Source organism: Sphingobium sp. SJ10-10, from assembly GCF_036038995.2.
GTDB lineage: Bacteria > Pseudomonadota > Alphaproteobacteria > Sphingomonadales > Sphingomonadaceae > Sphingobium.
This window is the reverse complement of sequence record NZ_CP158132.1, coordinates 2,809,012-2,827,832: the sequence shown is the minus strand read 5'-3', so window position 1 is coordinate 2,827,832 and position 18,821 is coordinate 2,809,012. Positions and strand designations below refer to the sequence as shown.

General features: G+C 65.0%; 16 protein-coding genes. 7 read left to right on the top strand and 9 right to left on the bottom strand.

Annotated elements, in window-relative coordinates:
* The first annotated feature begins 105 nt into the window (after positions 1 to 105).
* Positions 106 to 2,685 (top strand): ATP-dependent chaperone ClpB, encoded by a 2,580-nt coding sequence (clpB, locus tag VVT58_RS13735; RefSeq protein ID WP_327752529.1) that lies wholly within the window; start codon positions 106 to 108, stop codon positions 2,683 to 2,685.
* Between the two features lie 79 nt (positions 2,686 to 2,764).
* Here the strand turns inward: clpB and VVT58_RS13730 are convergent, their stop codons facing one another.
* From VVT58_RS13730 to xseA, 4 genes are all read right to left on the bottom strand, one after another.
* On the bottom strand, positions 2,765 to 5,779 hold the full coding sequence (locus VVT58_RS13730; RefSeq protein WP_087574702.1) for a TonB-dependent receptor domain-containing protein: 3,015 nt from the start codon (positions 5,777 to 5,779) through the stop codon (positions 2,765 to 2,767).
* Positions 5,780 to 6,101: 322 nt separating this feature from the next.
* Positions 6,102 to 6,938, bottom strand: coding sequence for a M23 family metallopeptidase (locus VVT58_RS13725; protein WP_327752530.1), 837 nt, complete (start codon positions 6,936 to 6,938; stop codon positions 6,102 to 6,104).
* A gap of 16 nt (positions 6,939 to 6,954) precedes the next feature.
* Positions 6,955 to 7,164, bottom strand: coding sequence for a DUF2093 domain-containing protein (locus VVT58_RS13720; RefSeq protein WP_066553168.1), 210 nt, complete (start codon positions 7,162 to 7,164; stop codon positions 6,955 to 6,957).
* Between the two features lie 34 nt (positions 7,165 to 7,198).
* Positions 7,199 to 8,695, bottom strand: a complete 1,497-nt coding sequence (gene xseA, locus VVT58_RS13715; RefSeq protein ID WP_327752531.1) for an exodeoxyribonuclease VII large subunit — start codon at positions 8,693 to 8,695, stop codon at positions 7,199 to 7,201.
* Between the two features lie 7 nt (positions 8,696 to 8,702).
* On the opposite strand from xseA, the gene purD reads away from it, so the two are divergent.
* Together purD and VVT58_RS13705 are read left to right on the top strand one after the other, a co-directional pair.
* On the top strand, positions 8,703 to 9,986 hold the full coding sequence (gene purD, locus VVT58_RS13710) for a phosphoribosylamine--glycine ligase (RefSeq protein ID WP_327752532.1): 1,284 nt from the start codon (positions 8,703 to 8,705) through the stop codon (positions 9,984 to 9,986).
* 63 nt (positions 9,987 to 10,049) lie between these two features.
* The gene (locus VVT58_RS13705) at positions 10,050 to 10,559 is read left to right on the top strand and encodes a hypothetical protein (RefSeq protein ID WP_066553162.1); all 510 of its coding nucleotides are present in this window, start codon (positions 10,050 to 10,052) and stop codon (positions 10,557 to 10,559) included.
* A gap of 4 nt (positions 10,560 to 10,563) precedes the next feature.
* On the opposite strand, the gene VVT58_RS13700 is transcribed toward VVT58_RS13705, so the two are convergent.
* Entirely contained in the window at positions 10,564 to 11,520 is a 957-nt protein-coding gene (locus tag VVT58_RS13700) for an acyltransferase (protein ID WP_066553160.1), read from the bottom strand.
* A gap of 117 nt (positions 11,521 to 11,637) precedes the next feature.
* Here VVT58_RS13700 and VVT58_RS13695 point away from each other — a divergent pair, with 117 nt between their 5' ends.
* On the top strand, positions 11,638 to 12,351 hold the full coding sequence (locus VVT58_RS13695; protein WP_066553157.1) for a GDSL-type esterase/lipase family protein: 714 nt from the start codon (positions 11,638 to 11,640) through the stop codon (positions 12,349 to 12,351).
* Between the two features lie 139 nt (positions 12,352 to 12,490).
* On the opposite strand, the gene VVT58_RS13690 is transcribed toward VVT58_RS13695, so the two are convergent.
* The 4 genes from VVT58_RS13690 to VVT58_RS13675 are packed head-to-tail and all read right to left on the bottom strand — an operon-like array spanning position 12,491 to position 16,647.
* Positions 12,491 to 13,288: an inositol monophosphatase family protein gene (locus VVT58_RS13690; protein ID WP_327752533.1), complete on the bottom strand. Its 798-nt coding sequence runs from the start codon at positions 13,286 to 13,288 to the stop codon at positions 12,491 to 12,493.
* On the bottom strand, positions 13,275 to 14,621 hold the full coding sequence (locus VVT58_RS13685; RefSeq protein ID WP_327752534.1) for a TldD/PmbA family protein: 1,347 nt from the start codon (positions 14,619 to 14,621) through the stop codon (positions 13,275 to 13,277). Before VVT58_RS13685 ends, VVT58_RS13690 begins: the two co-directional genes overlap by 14 nt.
* Positions 14,622 to 14,669: 48 nt before the next feature.
* Positions 14,670 to 15,590, bottom strand: a complete 921-nt coding sequence (nudC, locus tag VVT58_RS13680; protein WP_327752535.1) for an NAD(+) diphosphatase — start codon at positions 15,588 to 15,590, stop codon at positions 14,670 to 14,672.
* Positions 15,577 to 16,647: an A/G-specific adenine glycosylase gene (locus VVT58_RS13675; protein WP_066553147.1), complete on the bottom strand. Its 1,071-nt coding sequence runs from the start codon at positions 16,645 to 16,647 to the stop codon at positions 15,577 to 15,579. The genes nudC and VVT58_RS13675 overlap by 14 nt, the downstream gene beginning before the upstream one ends.
* Before the next feature lie 26 nt (positions 16,648 to 16,673).
* Between VVT58_RS13675 and VVT58_RS13670 the strand changes: the two genes are divergently transcribed.
* The 3 genes from VVT58_RS13670 (at position 16,674) to VVT58_RS13660 (ending at position 18,746) form a co-directional block, all read left to right on the top strand.
* Positions 16,674 to 17,216, top strand: a complete 543-nt coding sequence (locus VVT58_RS13670; RefSeq protein WP_327752536.1) for a DUF721 domain-containing protein — start codon at positions 16,674 to 16,676, stop codon at positions 17,214 to 17,216.
* A 91-nt stretch (positions 17,217 to 17,307) separates the two neighbouring features.
* Complete coding sequence (locus VVT58_RS13665; RefSeq protein WP_327752537.1) at positions 17,308 to 17,967, top strand: thioredoxin domain-containing protein; 660 nt, start codon at positions 17,308 to 17,310, stop codon at positions 17,965 to 17,967.
* A gap of 44 nt (positions 17,968 to 18,011) precedes the next feature.
* Entirely contained in the window at positions 18,012 to 18,746 is a 735-nt protein-coding gene (locus tag VVT58_RS13660; protein ID WP_087575531.1) for a thioredoxin domain-containing protein, read from the top strand.
* The last annotated feature ends 75 nt before the right edge of the window (positions 18,747 to 18,821 follow it).

Sequence of the window (18,821 nt, the reverse complement as noted above, 5' to 3'; positions counted from 1 at the left end):
CTGCGCAGGAATACGGAGTATCAAGACCTAAGGATATTTGCGTAGGGCATCTTGTGTTGCTTTTATGCAACATTACATCGTGACCAGCTTCACGAAGGGGATATTATGAACCTCGAAAAATTCACTGACCGCGCCAAGGGCTTTCTCCAGTCGGCGCAGACTGTCGCGATCCGGATGAGCCATCAGCGCATCAGCCCGGAGCATCTGTTGAAGGCGCTGCTGGAGGACCAGCAGGGCATGGCGTCCGGCCTCATCAAGGCGGCGGGCGGCGACGCGAGCGTAGCACTGCGCGAAACCGATGCGGCGCTGGCCAAGGTGCCATCCGTGTCCGGCAGCGGCGCGCAGCAGACGCCCGGCCTGGACAATGACGCCGTGCGCGTGCTGGACAGTGCAGAGCAGGTGGCGACCAAGGCGGGCGACAGCTTCGTCACGGTCGAGCGGTTGCTGCTGGCGCTGACGCTCGCCACCACCACGGCGGCGGGCAAGGCGCTCAGCTCTGCGGGCGTGAAGGCCGAAGCGCTCAACGCCGCGATCAACAATCTGCGCGGCGGCCGCACCGCCGACACGGCGGGCGCGGAGGATCGCTATGACGCGCTCAAGAAATTCGCCCGCGACCTGACCGAAGCAGCGCGCATGGGCAAGCTCGACCCGGTGATCGGCCGCGACGAGGAAATCCGGCGGACCATCCAGATCCTTGCCCGCCGCACCAAGAACAACCCCGTCCTCATCGGTGATCCCGGCGTCGGCAAGACTGCCATTGCGGAGGGGCTGGCGCTGCGCATCGCCAATGGCGACGTGCCCGATACGCTCAAGGACCGCACCTTGATGGCGCTCGACATGGGATCGCTGATCGCGGGCGCCAAATATCGCGGCGAGTTCGAGGAGCGCCTCAAGGGCGTGCTGGACGAGGTGAAGGGCGCCGAAGGCCAGATCGTCCTCTTCATCGACGAGATGCACACGCTGATCGGCGCGGGCAAATCCGAAGGGGCGATGGACGCGGGCAATCTGCTGAAACCTGCGCTTGCTCGTGGCGAACTGCACTGCATCGGCGCGACCACGCTCGACGAATATCGCAAATATGTCGAGAAGGACGCCGCGCTCCAGCGGCGGTTCCAGCCCGTCTTCGTGGGCGAGCCGACGGTGGAGGACACCATCTCCATCCTGCGCGGCCTCAAGGAGAAATATGAGTTGCACCATGGCGTGCGGATCACCGACGGCGCGATCGTGTCGGCGGCGACGCTCTCCAACCGCTACATCACCGACCGCTTCCTGCCCGACAAGGCCATCGACCTGATGGACGAAGCCGCCAGCCGCCTGCGCATGGAGGTGGAGAGCAAGCCCGAGGAGATCGAGACGCTCGACCGCCGCATCATCCAGCTCAAGATCGAGCGGGAAGCGCTCAGGAAGGAGACCGACAAGGCCTCGGCGGACCGTCTCGCCGCGCTGGAGGAAGACCTCGCCAACCTCGAACAGCAGTCGGCCGAACTCACCCAGCGCTGGCAGGCGGAGAAGGACAAAATTGCGGGCGAAAGCAAGCTCAAGGAACAGTTGGACGCCGCCCGCGTCGAACTGGAGCAGGCGCAACGTGCGGGCGACCTCGCGAAAGCGGGGGAGTTGGCCTATGGCCGCATCCCCGAACTGGAGCGCAAGCTGGCCGAAGCGCAGAATGTCACCCAGGGCGCGATGCTGCGCGAGGAAGTGACGAGCGAGGATATCGCCTCGGTCGTCTCCCGCTGGACCGGCATCCCCGTCGACAGGATGCTGGAAGGCGAGCGCGAAAAGCTGCTCGCCATGGAAGCGGAACTGGCCAAGCGCGTCATCGGTCAGGCCGATGCGGTGAAGGCCGTCGCTACCGCAGTGCGCCGCAGCCGTGCGGGATTGCAGGATCCGAACCGGCCCTTGGGTTCATTCCTCTTCCTTGGCCCGACAGGCGTCGGCAAGACGGAACTGACCAAGGCGCTCGCGGGCTTCCTGTTCGACGACGACAGCGCGATGGTGCGCATCGACATGAGCGAGTTCATGGAGAAGCACTCGGTCGCCCGGCTGATCGGCGCACCTCCGGGCTATGTCGGCTATGAGGAAGGCGGCGTGCTGACCGAGGCCGTTCGCCGCCGTCCCTATCAGGTCGTCCTGTTCGACGAGGTCGAAAAGGCGCACAGCGATGTGTTCAACGTGCTGCTGCAGGTGCTGGACGACGGCCGCCTGACCGATGGTCAGGGCCGGACGGTGGACTTCACCAACACGATCATCGTACTGACGTCGAATCTGGGCAGCCAGTTCATCGCCAGCCTGGCCGACGACGAGCCGGTCGAGAAGGTCGAGGATCAGGTGATGGACATCGTCCGGGCGCATTTCCGGCCGGAATTCCTGAACCGCCTGGACGAAGTGATCCTGTTCCACCGCCTGGGCGCCGCCCACATGGCGCCGATCGTGGACATCCAGGTCGCGCGCATCGGCAAGCTGCTGAAGGATCGCAAGGTGACGCTCGACCTGACCGATGGCGCGCGGGCGTGGCTGGGGCGGGTCGGTTATGATCCGGTCTATGGCGCAAGGCCGCTCAAGCGCGCGGTGCAGCGCTATCTGCAAGACCCGCTGGCCGACCTCATCCTGCGCGGCGAGGTGCCGGATGGTTCGACCGTTCGCGTCGATGAAGGCGATGGTGCGTTGAAGCTCAGCATCGGCTGATCTTCTTTCGCCGAACCAAGAAAAAGGGGCGCTTCCCGATGGAAGCGCCCCTTCTTTTCTGTCCGAAGGACGGGGAAGATCAGTAGTTGAACTTCGCGCCGATGCGGAAATAGCGGCCCAATATGCCTTCGCCACCCTGAACCGGGTTGTAGGCATGGGCGCCATAGGTGATCGTGTCGATCGGAGGCAGCTTGTCGAACACGTTCAGCATGTTGGCGTAGAAGGTGAAGCGGTCCGTCACCTTGACCTGCGCATTGAGATCGAAGGTGATGTAGTCCTTCACCCGGCAAGGCAGCGAGCCGTCGTTCAGGCCGCAATCCTTGTAGCCGGTGCCCTGGTCCATCGCCGATGTGTCGTAACCGCCGAAGAAGTTGGCCGTACCGCTGAGCGCGAAACCGCCAAAGTCAAGCGTGTTGGTCCAGGTGCCGCGCCACTTGGGCGTGCCCGAACCGGCGGTCAGGTTGAAGTTGCCGAGCGTGCCGTCATAGCGTTCCACCGAACCGTCGGGAAATTCGGTTTCCAGACGCAGGATGTAGCTGGCTTGCAGCGAGCTGTTCCAACGGATGCCCTCGGCGACCGGCAGATCGATATTGGCTTCGAAGTCCAGGCCTTCCGACTTGATGGTGTTGGCGTTGATGAAGCCCGACTGGACAAAGGCAACGCGCGGCTGGCGCGGATCGCCCGGCGCGATGGGCACGTCTTCGATGACGTTGAAGCCTGCCGGGATCGGCAGACCCGCATAATAGGCCTGCAACGCCGGGGTGTTGTCGGCCGTGGTGATCGCGCCCGTCTTCTTGATGTTGTAATAGTCGACCGAGAAGGACACGCCCCGCATCGGCTCGACCAGGATACCGGCCGTGAAGCTGCGCGACTTTTCCGCCTTCAGCTCCGGATTGGCGAGCGAGGTCGCGCCATAGCTGCCGCTGCGGATATATTGCGGGCACGAGCTGAAGGTCGCGACCGTGCAGCCATATTGCGCCAGATAGGTGTCGTTGAACAGGCTCTGGTTGTTGGTGACGAAGCCCGTCGTCGGGAAGGTCGCATTCGCTTCACCGAAGCTCGGAACGCGGAAGCCCTTCGAGAAGGTGCCGCGCAGCAGCACTTCCTTGATCGGCTTCACCTTCACGCCGATCTTCGGCGAGAAATTGTCGAGACCACCCGAATAACGGTCATACCGGCCCGACGCATCGACTTCGACCTGGTCGATGATGGGAGCCGTAAGTTCCGCAAAGGCCGAATAGACCCGGCGATCACCCTTCACGGCGAAACCGTTCAAACGATAATAGCGCTCCGTGCCGCCATTGATATCGGAGTTGATCGACGGAGAGTCGATCGCTTCATAGCGGAACGACACGCCCGCGGCGAACTGCAGCGGGCCGCCCGGCAGGTCGAACAGTTCGCCCTGGACCGCTCCCTGAACCTGAACCATGTCCGACGTCGAATTGGCGATTGCCGTCGGCATCAGATAATCCATGCTCGCCTGGCTGTTGGCGTTAGGATTCAGGAAGTTGAAGCTGCCATCCGCGATCACGTCCAGCAGGTGCTGGATGTAGACATAGCCGTCCGACTTGCGGCGCAGATCCATGTGCATCGCGGTCGCGTCGACCTGATAGCTCCACTTGTCGTTGATCGGGCCCTTGATGCCGAGCGCACCGCGATAGGCGCGGGTACGCGATTCATCATGCTCGATCGAGTTGGGCAGACGGCCGATCAACGCCGCCTTCTGGCCTGCGGCCGCAAACGGGTTGTTCGGGTTCAGCGTGCCATTGGCAGCCGTGCAGGCGACGGTCGTTCCGCGCGGGCAGACATAGACCGGCAATTGCAGGATGTTGTTGTTGCCATAATAAGCGACGTTGCCCGAGGTGCTGTAGCGCGGGAAGTAGAAGGGCGCTGGCGCGTTCGCACGAAGCGTGCTGGGCAGGCCGTCATAGGCGACCTTGGTGGTCAGGAAGTTGAACTCGGCATAGGCTTCGCTCGAATCACCGACGCGGGCGGTGAAACGGGCCGACAGGCCGTAACGCTCGATATCCGGGTTGATGACGCCGTAATTCTTGGTCAGGTCTTCCTGACATACGGTGGTCGGGGCGGCGGCGTTGGCCGGATCAGCCAGTTCGGCACCCGTCAGATTGTAGAGGCTGCCGCGCTGACAGGCGACGGCCGGGTTAAGCAACTGATAGCGGCCGCTCTGCGTGCCGGTCAGGGCATCGGCCCGACGCACGAACAAGGTGCTGCCGGTGTTGGTCACAACCGGGCTGAAGCCTGGATAGGCGCCGTCGCCGTCCAGACCGTCAACGATATTGTTCGGACCGCAGACGCCGTCATGGCAGATGTTGCGATAGTCGTCGGTATTGTAGGGATAGCGGCGCTGGTCGTTCTTCAGTTGCTTGCTGTTATAGTAGAAGCCGCTGACATAAGCATTATAGCCATTGTCATCGAGATCGCCGGTGCCGGCGGTCATCGACAGGCGATATTGCTGGCCATCGCCACGGCTGGAAATGCCGCTTTCGACGCGACCCGAAATGCCCTTGAAATTCTTCTTGGTGATGACGTTGACCACGCCCGCAATGGCGTCCGCGCCATAGACGGAAGAGGCGCCGTCACGGACCACTTCGATATGGTCGACGATATCGTCCGGGATGGTGTTCAGATCGACGAAGTTGCGCGTGCCGTCATCCGAAAGCGGATAATAAGCGGCGCGCATGCCGTCGAACAGAACCAGCGTCGAGTTGGTCGACAGGCCGCGCAGCGACACAGCCGAAGCACCGGCGGCGAACGCACCATTGGCCGAGAAACTGTTGGTCAGCGCCGGGCCATTATTGGCGGCAATCCGCTGCAGACCTTCCTGAACCGTGCTGATGCCGCGCTTGTCGAGATTTTCGACCGAAACGGTTGTGACCGGCGAAGGCGTTTCGGCATCGGTACGGCGGATGATGGACCCGGTGACGACGATGACATCGCCTTCGTCCGAATTGGCGCCCTGCGCTGCATCCTGGGCGAAAGCGGGTGCGGAGAATGCCGCGAGGCCCGCGCCGACGAGAGTCAACGCCTGAAGAGCCGCGCCACCGCGCAGCCCGATCTTGGTTATGGTCTTCACTATCCAGTCCCTTGCTCTGGAGGTTCGCGGACTGCGCCGCGCGCTTTCTTTGACGCGTGAAGAGAGCGAAAAGAGCCCGACAGCAAACCCTCTTCACACGTACTGCGGGTTACTCTGCGCAGTCGTTTTATGAGTGTAAAGCAGGCTCTGGGGTCGGAAATCGCATTTGGCGGAAACTGTAGTAAATATGCCACAATCGCACAAAATGGCGATTGAATAGCCGTATAACAACATTGTTGCAGGCCCGAGTTTCCGGGAAAAACTTTCGCATTTCGGTGCGCGAAAACACACGAATAAAATTATAGTTCCGTGAAATATTACGTCAGTTCGGCGGCATGGGTCCGGCGAGCAAAAGCGGATCGATCCGCGCGTCATTCCACTTCATTCCCCAATGAAGATGCGGTCCAGTGGCCCTGCCGGTGGCTCCGACCGCGCCGATGCGCTGTCCCTGAATCACATGTTGCCCGGGAATCACGTCGATCCGCGAGAGATGCAGGAAGGCGCTGTTGAGGCCATGGCCATGGTCGATCATCAACAGATTGCCCTCCAGCGTGAAGGGATGATCGGCGGCCAGGATCACCACCCCGTCGGCCGGGGCGACGACAGGCTCGCCCGTGGCGCCCGCAACGTCGACACCGCTATGATAGGCGCCCGGCTGCCCCTGATAGATGCGCTGCGACCCGAACAGGCCGGAGAGGCGGCCGATGCGCGGCCAGATGAACCGCTGGCGCCAGCCCCTGGCGTCCGTCACCACGTCGCGGGCGGCGGCGATCTGCTCCAGTTCGGGCTTGCGCAGGGCGAGGAAGGCTTCCGTATTTTTCGTCGGGCGCAGTGGTGCGTCGACCTGCTCGATCCGCCAATCGCGGGGCGCGACGGCGAAGGCGCGGTCCAGCAGCGTGCCGTCGGCCAGACGCCCTGTAAGCCGGGCCTGCGGCACGGCATCGCGGTCGAAGGCGATCAGGAAGCGGCCATCGGCATCGACGGGGACCAATTGGCCGTTGAAGCGCAGTTCGACCGTCCCCTTGGGCGCCGTCCCCAGCAAGGTGCCGCCCTGAATGGGCACGCCGGTCAACAGCAGTTCCGCGGCGGGCGGCGCTGCGAAAGACGCAGCCGTCACGCCCGCCATCGCCAGCGCAGCGGCGGCAATCCACCTCTTCATTTACGACCCCGACATTTTACAGGCCACGCGCCTTCAATTCGGCCTGAGCGGAGATTTCGGCGCTGGCATAGGGTTCCTGCCGGGCGATGCTCCAGTAGCGCAAATCCTCCAGCGAGATCTTTCGCCCGCTGACGGCGCAGACGACATGGTCGCCCGCCTGCAGGATGCGGAAGCTGTAGGCCATATAGTGCAGCCGGGCCGGGCGATCGCGGTTGGACATCAGCATGGGGTCACTCGGCCTTTCTTGCGCAATGGCGTCATCAGGAAAACAGATCCTGCTGGTCCGTTCCCTTGCCCTCGCGCGGCTTGCGCGGCGCGCGGGACGGAGTCGATATAGCCTCGGCGGACGGCTTCTCAAGAGGCGCGTCGCCATCGATGCTCGCGCCCACCGCGCCGTCGCGGAAGTGCAGGCTGACGGCGCCCGCGGCCTGGGCCTCCGCCACCGATTTCACCAGCCGGTCGCCCGCCATCACCCGCGCAAAGCCGCGCTGCAACGGCAGGTCCGGATTGACCGAGGTGAACAGGCGCGAAACCCGGTCGAATGTCGTCGCCCGGTCCTGATAGACCCGCGTCAGATAATCCGGACGCAGCCGCAGCCGGTCGACGCGCTCGGCTGCGCGGCTGACATATTGACGCAGCAAGGCAGGCCGCAATGCTCCGCCTGCCTGCCCCAGATAGGCACGCGCATCGGCAACGCGATGCCGCAACCCGCTCACCAGACCGTCCGACATCTGGTCCAGTTTCTGCCGCTGCGGCGCCAGCAGCATATCCGGCGTCGGCATCAGCCGCGCCTGCATTTCCAGCCGTTCCCGCGCCTGCGCGGCGCCCCGCCGCACGGCGCGATCCATGCGCAGCCCCTGCTCGGTCAGCATCGCCAGCAGTTCGGCCCGGACCGGCACCGCCATTTCCGCCGCAGCCGTGGGCGTGGGCGCCCGCACGTCGGCGGCATAGTCGCACAGCGTCGTGTCCGTTTCATGCCCCACGGCGGAGATGATCGGGATCGAGCATTCGGCCACCGCCCGGACGACGATCTCCTCGTTGAAGCTCCACAAATCCTCGATGGAGCCGCCGCCACGCGCCACGATCACCAGATCGGGACGCGGCAAAAGCCCGCCGGGCTGCATGTCGCTAAAGCCGCGCACCGCCCGCGCCACCTGCTCGGCGGCGCCCTGCCCCTGCACCAGCACGGGCCAGAGCAGCACCTGGGTCGGGCAACGATCCTCCAGCCGATGCAATATGTCCCGGATCACCGCCCCCGTGGGCGAGGTCACGACGCCGATGACGCGGGGCATGAAGGGCAAACGCCGCTTGCGATCCCGGTCGAACAGCCCCTCCGCCGCCAGCTTCTGCTTCAATTTCTCCAGCAGAGCCATCAGCGCGCCTTCGCCCGCCAGTTCCATCCGCTCGATCACGATCTGATATTTGGAGCGGCCGGGATAAGTGGTGAGCTTGCCGGTGGCGATCACCTCCACCCCGTCCTGCGGCGCGAAGGGCAGACGCGCCGCGCCGCCCTTCCACATCACGCCGTCGATCACTGCATTGTCGTCCTTCAGGCACAGATAGATATGCCCAGACCCCGCCCGCTTGAACCCGGAAATCTCGCCGCGCAGGCGGACATGGCCGAAACGGTCCTCGACCGCGCGCTTCAACAGGGACGACAATTCGCTCACCGACAGCGGCGGCGCGTTGTCCCCTGCGCGTTCCTCGGCTAACAGGCGCCCCGAGACATCGAAACCAGCTTCATCTTCCGGGGACATGGGCGAAATGAACATCCTTCTGTTGGGCGGCGGCGGCCGCGAACATGCGCTGGCGTGGAAGCTGGCGCAATCGCCTGCCCTTACCACCCTTTATGCCGCGCCGGGCAACCCCGGCATAGCCCAGCATGCGACATTGGTCGACCTTGATGCCACGGATCATCGCGCGGTGGTCGATTTCTGCCTGCGCCATTCGATCGGGCTGGTGGTGATCGGGCCGGAAGCGCCGCTGGTCGACGGGCTGGCCGACAATCTGCGGGTGAAGGGCTATCCGGTCTTCGGTCCCGGCAAGAAGGCGGCGCAGCTCGAAGGCTCGAAGGGCTTCACCAAGGATCTGTGCAAGCGCGCCAACATCCCCACCGCCGCCTATGAGCGCGTCACCAGCAAGGATGGCGCGATCGCCGCGCTCGACGATTTCGCGCTGCCGGTGGTGATCAAGGCGGACGGCCTGGCGGCGGGCAAGGGCGTGATCATCGCGGAAAGCCGCGAAGAAGCCTTGGAGGCGCTCGACTCCATGTTCTCCGGCGCGTTCGGCGCGGCGGGCGAGGAAGTGGTGCTGGAGGAGTTCATGACCGGCGAGGAAGCGAGCTTCTTCGCCCTGACCGACGGCAGCGCGATCCTGCCCTTCGGATCGGCGCAGGACCACAAGCGCGTGGGCGATGGCGACACCGGCCCCAATACCGGCGGCATGGGCGCCTATAGTCCCGCCCGCGTGCTGACCCCGGAACTGGAAGCGGAAGTGATCGAGAAGATCATCCGCCCCACGGTGGAAACGCTCGCTGCCGAAGGCACGCCCTATAGCGGCGTTCTTTATGCCGGGTTGATGCTGACCGACGAAGGGCCAAAGCTGATCGAATATAATGCCCGCTTCGGTGATCCCGAATGCCAGGTGCTGATGATGCGCTTCGACGGCGATCTGGGGGAATTGCTGCTGGCGGTGGCGGAAGGCCGGCTGGCCGGTCAGGGGCCGGTGCAACTGGCGGACCGCACCGCGCTGACCATCGTCATGGCCGCGAACGGCTATCCCGGCACCCCGGAAAATGGCGGCGCGATAACCGGCATCGACGCGGCGGAAGCCACCGGCGCGCGTGTTTTCCACGCGGGCACGGCGGACAAGGACGGCACGATCATCGCCAATGGCGGCCGCGTGTTGAACGTCACCGCGACCGGCGACACGGTGAAGGCAGCACAGGAGGCGGCCTATAAGGCGGTCGACGCCATCGGCTTCCCGACCGGCTTTTGCCGCCGCGATATTGGCTGGCGGGAAGTCGCGCGGGAGGATGCCTCGCACTGATCCCTTGCAGCGCGCACTCAAGCGCTCTTAAATAAAGCAAAGTTGGACAGGGAGGGACGAGCGATGCAAGAATTTTTCATGGACTATGGCCTGTGGCTGCTGATCGCGCTGCTGGTCCTTATCGGCATCGTCTTCCTGCTGTCCGGGCGCAACAGGCCGAGCGAGCCTCCCGTCGCTGTAGAGGCGAAGAAGCCTGCCGCGCCGGTCGCCGCTCCGTCCGTCTCCGCACCGGTCGAGCCGGTGGCGCCCGAACCCATCGCCGCTGCCCCGGCTCAACCGACGCCCGCGCCGGAGCCGATCCCGACATCGCCCGCCGTCACCACGCCGTCCGGCGATGCGGACGACCTACTGAAGCTGAAGGGCATCGGCCCCAAGCTCAACACGCTGCTGATCGAGCTGGGCGTCACCCGATATGCGCAGATCGCGGGCTGGAACGATACCGACATCGCCGTAATCGACGCCAAGCTAGGCAATTTCAAGGGCCGTCCGGTGCGCGACCAGTGGATCGACCAGGCGAAATATCTCGCCGCCGGCGACGTCGCCGGGTTCGAAGCCAAATATGGCAAAATCTGAACAGTCAGGCCGGTAAGGGCGCTTTTGCGGGCGTGGTCCGCACGGTGCGCCCCTGCGGCACGCTGCCGAACAGCAGCGGCAGCAGCGTCCCCGACGCCGCAAGGCGGTTGCCTAATGCCAGCAGCAGGATCGACAGCGCCAGCGTCGCCACCGCTCCCACTCCAGTCATGATGACCACGCCCATGACCAACGGGTGCCAGAGATAGAAGAACAGACTGTCGCGCCCGATCGCATTGACTGGGGCAAAGTCCAGCCGCAGCACCGACAGCATCGGCAACAGCGCGATCAGGCCGAGGCACATCAGCAGCCGCGCCGGCACGAAAGCCAGCTCATCGTCGGCATCGTAAAGCCCCGACCACCACAGGATGCCAAGCAGCGCGACGGCCCCGGCAATCGGCAGATAACGTCGCGAAACGCGCCGCTCCGCCATCAGCATGCCGAAGAAGAAATAGACCGGATAGCGCAGGAACCGGCTGTCGATCGACAACAGGCTGTGCCCGATCGGACCGTGATTGAGGCCGAAGCTGTACATGACGGCCAGGCTGACCGGCGTGCCGATGGCCAGCAGGACCAGCGGCGAGAAGGGCAACAGCCGCGTCAACATGATCAGGAAGAACAGCGTCGGCACATACCAGAGGTGGAAGGGCGGCCGGAACATCAGGTCGAAAGGCGTGGTCCAGTGCAGCGCCTCTCCGCTGGCAACCATATAGACCAGCCCGGCAAAGGCCCAGGGCAGCAGCATCCGCCGGCCGTAGCGGGACATGAGAAGCTGGGTGGAATCGGCACGGGTGCGGGTGACGTTGAGCAAATAGCCGGAAATGCCGACCATCAAGGGCATGCGGAAACCAGATCCGACCCACAGCGCCAGATCATGGCCGCCGGTCAGCTCCATCACATGCCCGCCCATGACGAGCAGGATCAGCACGCCTTTCAGCAGGTCGATCGACGGATTCTTGCCCACGTAATTTTGCCCTAGCGCCCCGGTCGGAACATTAACGTTGATAGGGTTGCGACATCGTTAAGAAAAAGAAACGAATATGGCTTTGCAGCCGAAAAAAAACTCTACATATATCTTTCGATGAAGACGCCGCTGCTGCAACGCCTCGACGCCTCGCCTTTTGCCAAGATCGGGTTGGCGGTTCTCGTCTTCTGCCTGATCTTCGGCGGCTGGCTGGCGGCCGGCCATTACCGCGATGCGCGAGCGACGCTGCCGAACGACGACCCGCGACAAAGCGCCTGCTCGCTCTGGTTCGTGGGCAGTTCGTCCATGCACCGCTGGACCAGCCTCAACCAGGACATGGCGCCATGGTTGGCGCATAACCGGGGCATCGACAATGCGACCTTCGCTGAAATCCTGCCCCGCTTCGCCAATACCGCGGACGACCACAAGCCGGCGGCGATCATCCTCTATGCCGGCGAAAACGACATCGCCAACGGCATCGCGGTCCGAACCGTCATCCGCGACCTCGCCTACTTCCTCGATCTGCGCAACCGGATGATGGGCGACGTGCCGGTCCTGGTGCTGTCGATGAAGCCTAGCCCCACGCGCCGTTCGATCTTCCGCAACCAGCTATTGTTCAACGCGGCGGCGCAAAGGCTGATCGACCGGATTCCGCTGACCTATTATGCCGACATCACCACGCCGCTGCTGAAGGACGGGAAGCTGGGCGACAATTACCGGCCCGACGGGGTGCATATGAACCCGGCCGGATACCGCATCTGGGCCGGGGTTGTGCGCCAGCGGCTGAGCGAAATCCTGCCACCCGAGACGGTACGCCGCTGCACGCCTTGATAGGTGGAGGGTGGACGGTCTGCTTCGCGCTGCTTTCCGTGAAGCGTATCGTGCTCCTGCGAAGGCAGGAGCCCAGTTCCACCGTCTGATCTGGGCTCCTGCCTTCGCAGGAGCACGTATCGCTTGGCAGACCTAACCCCTAGCCCCGCCCCAATATCTCCCGCGCACGCGGCGCCAGGCGCTCCGCCGCCGCGGCATGAATCCCCGGCGCGGCGCATAACAACCCAAAGGCGGTGGGCTGCGGCCGGTTGAAGGAAAAGGGATTGCTGAGCGCATCGGTGACGATCGCCCCCGCCTCCTCAGCGATCAACGCCGCGGCGGCGACATCCCATTCATTGCCCCAGCGAACCGTCGCGACCAGATCGGCCTCGTCCGCCGCCACCATCGCCATGCGCAGCGCGATGCTGTTGGGCTTGTCGACGGTGACGAGATCGCGGTCATAACGGGGAAGCTGATCGGCGGGCACGCGGGAACCCGGCAGCACGGCACGCGAGCCCGCCTGCAAGATACGCCCGTTGCGGGTCGCCCCCGCGCCCGCCCGCGCGATCCACAGCTCATTGCGGGCAGGCGCCGCCAATATGCCGAAGCGCACCGCGCCATGCTCCACCAGCGCCACCGACACCGCCCAGCCGGGCCGCCCGCGCAGATAGTCACGCGTGCCGTCGATCGGATCGACCACCCAGACGCGGGGCAGGTCGAGCCGGTGCACGGTATCCGCCGTCTCCTCCGACAGCCAGCCCGCCGACGGATCGATCGCATAGAGCCGCTCACGCAGCATCGCGTCCAGTTCCAGATCGGCTTCGCACACCGGATGGCCGGGAACCTTCTCCCACTGGCGCACGCGCGTCTCCCCGCCCGCCCAGAGCGTCAGGGCACGGTCCGCCGCATCCGAAACGACGGCAACCACATCGCGCAAGGGGATGTCAGCCGCCGGCAACGGTCATCCCGTCGATGCGGATCGTTGGCACGTTCATGCCATAGCGGAAGACCAGGTCATTGGCCGGCACCAGCGCCCGGAACATGTCCTTCAAATTGCTGGCGATGGTGATTTCCGACACAGCCTGACCCACCACGCCATTTTCGATCAGGAAGCCCGCCGCCCCCCGGCTGTAATCGCCGGTCACGCCATTGACGCCCATGCCGATCAGTTCGGTGACGTAGAGGCCGCGCTTCACATCCGCCATCAGTTCGCCCGGCGACAGCGCCCCCGGCTCCATATGCACATTGGTGACGCCCGCGCCCGGCGCGCCGCTGCCGCCGCGGCTGGCATGGCCGGTCGGCTCCAGCCCCAACTGCCGCGCCGAGGCGCTGTCCATCAGCCAGCCGGTCAGCACGCCCTTGTCGATCAGCGCGCGGCGCTCGACCGGAAGGCCTTCCCCGTCGAAGGGCCGCGAGCGCAACCCGCGCAGCCGCAGCGGATCGTCGATGATCGTAATGCCCGAATCGAACAGCGCCTCGCCCAGCGACTCCAGCAGGAAACTCGACCGCCGGGCGATCGCCGGGCCGACCATGCCGCCGATCAGATGGCCGACCAGACTGGAGCCGATGCGGGGATCGAAGATCACCGGCATCACGCCGCTGCCAACCTTCACCGGATTGAGCCGCGCCACCGCGCGATGCCCGGCGCGGGCGCCGACCGCTTCGGCATCGTCCAGATCCTCGATATGGCGGACGCTGTGGCTGGCATGGTCGCGCTGCATGTCGGCGCCGGTCCCCGCGAGCACGCTCGCCCAGGTCGAATGACTCGTCCCGGCATAGGCTCCGGCAAAGCCATGGCTGGTGGCGAGCGCCATCTGGCTCCGCCCGGTCGCCGCGCCGCCGCCCTCGCTGTTGGTGACGCCCGGCACGGCGCGGGCCGCTTCCTCAGCGATCATGGCGCGTGCCCTGAGATCCGCCGGTTCCGGCTCGAACGGATCGGCCAGGTCCAGCGCGGGCAGCACCGCCTTCAGCAGCCGGTCCTCAGGCGCCAGCCCGGCATAGGGATCCTCCGGCGCCTGCCCCGCCATGGCGATGCAGCGGTCGACCAGCGTCGCCAGCGTCGCCGGATTCATGTCCGACGCCGAAATGCTGGCGGATCGGCTGCCGATGAACACGCGCAGGCCGATTTCCTCACCCTCCGACCGTTCCACATCCTCCAGCGCGCCCAGCCGCACCGACACGTTGGTCGACGCGTTGCAGGCATAGATGGCGTCGGCCGCATCCGCCCCTGCCCGGCGCGCCGCCGTCACCAGATCCTGTGCGCGAGACTGGGCTTCTTCTAGGCTGAGCATGGGCTGTGTCGTTTCCTGTAATGGGACATGCAGGGCGAGTGGGCGGCCTTACGCGCTTGGCTCACGGTCGGCAACCTGCCCATCCAGCCAGTGCTTCAGCAGATGCCAGGCCACCGCCATCGGCGGCGGCGCGACGAAGGGCGCGCCTTCTTCTTCCGCCATCGCGGCCCGAACCCCCTCCACATCGCACCAGAAGGCATGCTCGATCTCGGTTTCGTCGATCTTCAGCGCGTCGTCATCCGCCTGCGCCATGCAGGCGATCATCAGCGAGGAGGGGAAGGGCCAGGGCTGGCTGGTCACATAGCGCACCTTATGGGTGGCGACGCCCGCCTCCTCCTTGATCTCGCGAACGACCGCTTCCTCCAGCGTCTCGCCCGGCTCGACGAAGCCGGCCAGCGCCGAATAGCGCCCCGCCGGCCAGCTATGCTGCCGCCCGAGCAACACCCGCCCGCGATGCTCGGCCAGCATGATGACGACCGGATCGACGCGGGGAAAATGCTCGGCCTCGCAGGAACCGCAGCGGCGCGACCAGCCCGCCTTGACCGGGGCGGTGCGCTGCCCGCACACGGAACAGAAGCGGTGCCGCGCATGCCAGGCCAGCAGGCTGCGCGCCGTGCCGTAGAGGGCGACCTCATGTCCCGGCACCTCGCCCGCCAATGCCCGGCTGCGCGGCGTGGCGAAGAAGCTGTCCGGCGCATCCGCGAGCAGCTCCGCGAAGATCGGCCGCTGCCGCTCATCCACGCCCAGCAGCGCATGATGCTCGATCCAGGCATCGTCGGGCAGCGGCTCCATCACCAGATGGCCACCCTCGACCACTGGCTCCAGTCCCTCCAGCACGACACGGCGGGCCAGCGGAGAGGCAAAGGCCTCCGCCAGCAGGGCAGGATTGCTGCGGATATGATCGACCCGGTCCAACCGCCCCCCGCCAAAGGCCACAAGCTGCGATTCCGGGGCATTAGAGCCGTGCATCGTCCATCCTCTCCTTCATCGCCACTTCGGCGGCGCGGGCGAAAAGAGTCGGCAGGCCCGCCTTCCCGATTTCGGCCACCGGCCACCATTCACCCTCGCCGGGTGGGGTCACGTCCTGCCCGACATGGGCATGGTGGACCGTCAATGCGAGGGAGAAATGCGTAAAAACATGCGCCACCGGCTCCGCCGCCTGCCGCCAGCGGGCGGATAGCGGCGGCCTGGCATCGGGCGCGTCGTTCCATTCGGAGGAAGGCAGCGCGCGCATGCCGCCCAACATCCCCTTATCGGGCCGCCGCACCAGCCAGACATGTCCGTCCGGCCGCTCGATCCACCAGCCATGGCCCAGCCGATGCGGCTTGGCCTTTTTCGCGGCCTTGACCGGAAAAGCGGCAGGATCGGCGGTCCGGAAAGCCGCGCAATCCTCCCGCAAGGGGCAAATCCCGCAGGCGGGATTGCGCGCCGTACAGATGGTCGCGCCCAGATCCATCATCGCCTGCGCAAAGTCCCCGGCGCGCAGATCGGGCGTGATGCTGTCGGTCGCCGCCCGAATCTCCGGGCGTGCCGCAGGCAGAGGCGTCGCGATGGCAAAGAGCCGGGCCACCACCCGCTCGACATTGGCGTCGACCACCACGGCGCGCCGCCCGAAGGCGATCGCCGCCACCGCCGCCGCCGTATAAGCCCCCACGCCCGGCAGGGCGCGAAGTCCGTCCTCGGTATCGGGAAACACCCCGCCATGCTCGCCCGCCACCGCCCGCGCACAGGCCAGCAGATTACGGGCGCGGGCATAATAGCCCAGCCCCGCCCAGGCGGCCATGACCTCGGCATCCTCCTCCGCCGCCAGGGCCGCCACATCAGGCCAGCGATCCGTGAACTTCGCGAAATAAGGCCCGACCGCCGCCACCGTCGTCTGCTGGAGCATCACCTCCGACAGCCACACCCGATAGGGATCGGCGGCATTGGCCCCCGGCGCCGCGCGCCAGGGCAGCCTGCGCGCATGGACGTCATAATGGGCGAGCAAATCGGATGCTATTTTCTGGATGTTACCCTCGACGCGCATGGCGCCCCTATGCCATTAAGCGAGGCATGACGGAACGCCCCGCGACTCCCAAAATGAAAAGCCGCAAGGAACAGGCGGAGGAACGCCCGCGCATCGGCGCCCCGCGCCGGATCGCGGACCTGATGCCCGCCATCGGCGCCGCCGCCTTCCGCAAATTCGGCTTCGTCCAGTCCAGCATCGTTACCCGCTGGGCGGAGATCGTCGGGCCCCATTATGCCGGGATCAGCGAACCCGAATCGATCCGCTTCCCGGCGGGCAAGAAAGCCGGGGGCACGTTGCAGCTCACCGTCATGAGCGGCCATGCGCCGATGATCCAGCATGTGCTGCCCGACATCATCGACCGGGTGAACCGCTTCTTCGGCTATGCCGCCGTCGCCAAGGTCTCAATGAAGCAGGGCATGGTCCAGCCCCGCGAGCCGGAACGCCGCCCGCCGCCGCGCAACCTCAAGCCCATTCCGGTGGAACTGGGCGATTCGCTCCGCGACATTGGCGATCCCGAACTGCGCGCAGTGTTGGAATCGTTGGCGCAGGGGCTTGCCAATTCCAATGGTTTGCCCAAGATCAGCTGAGTTCGAGGTGCCGGGACGCGCCGGTGCACATCGCACCTCGATTCGATCCATCCTCAGCCGTGACAGGGGCGGCGTTTCACTGGACCACCGCATGACGAAACTCAGATTGCTGTTGCTCACTTTGCTCGCCATCCCTGCGAGCGCTCTTTCTGCCCCCGCCGCCAATTGGCTGAATCAGATCGTCCTGTCCCCGATCGGCGGCTATGTGCTGGGCAATCCCGCCGCGCCGACCAAGTTGGTCGAATATGTGAGCTACACCTGCTCCCACTGCGCCCATTTCGTGGGCGAGGCCAGCGAACCGCTGCGGGCCAATTATGTGAAGGGCGGCAAGATGAGCGTCGAAGTCCGCAACGCCGTGCGCGACAGGTATGACCTGACCGCCGCCCTGCTCGCCCGCTGCGGCGGTCCGAAGCGTTTCTTCGGCAATCACGAAGCGCTGTTCGCCAATCAGGACGCCTGGATGGAAAAGCTGATGGCCTATGAAAAGGACGCGACCAAGCCGACCGAACAAAAGGCTGCCCTGCGCGACATCGGCCAGAAGACCGGACTCTACGCCCTGATGGCGAAGCGCGGCTACAAGCCCGCACAGCTCGACGCCTGCATCAACGATCCCGCGTCGATGAAGCAGATCCTCGCCATGACCGACGAAGCCTGGAACAAGGTGCAGATCACCGGCACGCCCGCGTTCACGGTGAACGGCACGTTGGTTCACGGTTCCGACTGGACGCGGTTGCAGGCGGCATTGCCCTGATCTAAACGTGCACGATAACGCCCGACAAACGGAGCCAAAATAACGTGAAAGCCCTTTCCGGACTTGCTCTCATCGCCCTTAGCCTGACCGTCGCCGCCTGCGGCAAGAAGGATGCGGGCAGCGCCACCTCAGCCGAACCGGTCGCCGCCGTCGCCGCGCCGGCAGGCACCAAATGGTCCGAAACCATTGCCGCCACGCCCGAAGGCCATTTCGTCATGGGCAATCCCAATGCGAAGGTGAAGCTGATCGAATATGGCTCCTACACCTGCTCGCACTGCCGCGATTTCGCCGCCGAATCGGCCGAAGAGATCAAGCAGATCGTCGACAGCGGCAAGATGAGCTTCGAATTCCGCAATTATGTGCGCGACCCGATCGACATTTCGACGGCGCTGCTGGCACGCTGCGGCGGCAAGGACATCTTCTATCCGCTGTCCGAACAGTTTTTCGGCAACCAGAACGCCATGTTCGAAAAGGCGCAGGCGCTGGGCGACGAAAAATACAAGGCGCTGATGAGCGCGCCCCCGGCCCAGCGCTTCGGCCAGTTGGCCGCCGCCGTCGGCCTGGTCGATTTCGCCAAGCAGCGCGGCATAGCCGAGGATCAGGCGAAGCAATGCCTGGCCGACACCGCCGCCGCCGAAAAGCTGGCCAAGGGCGTGGAAGAGGCGAACCAGCAATATAAGATCGAAGGCACGCCGACCTTCATCCTGAACGGCGTGATGGTCGAAAACACCGCCGCCTGGCCAGCGCTGCGCACCAAACTCAAGGAAGCGGGACTCTAAGTCAGGGATTTAGGATTGAATAAGAGGGGGCTGACATCATCGATGCGGGTTTCCGCTAAAGTGATTTCAAGCCAG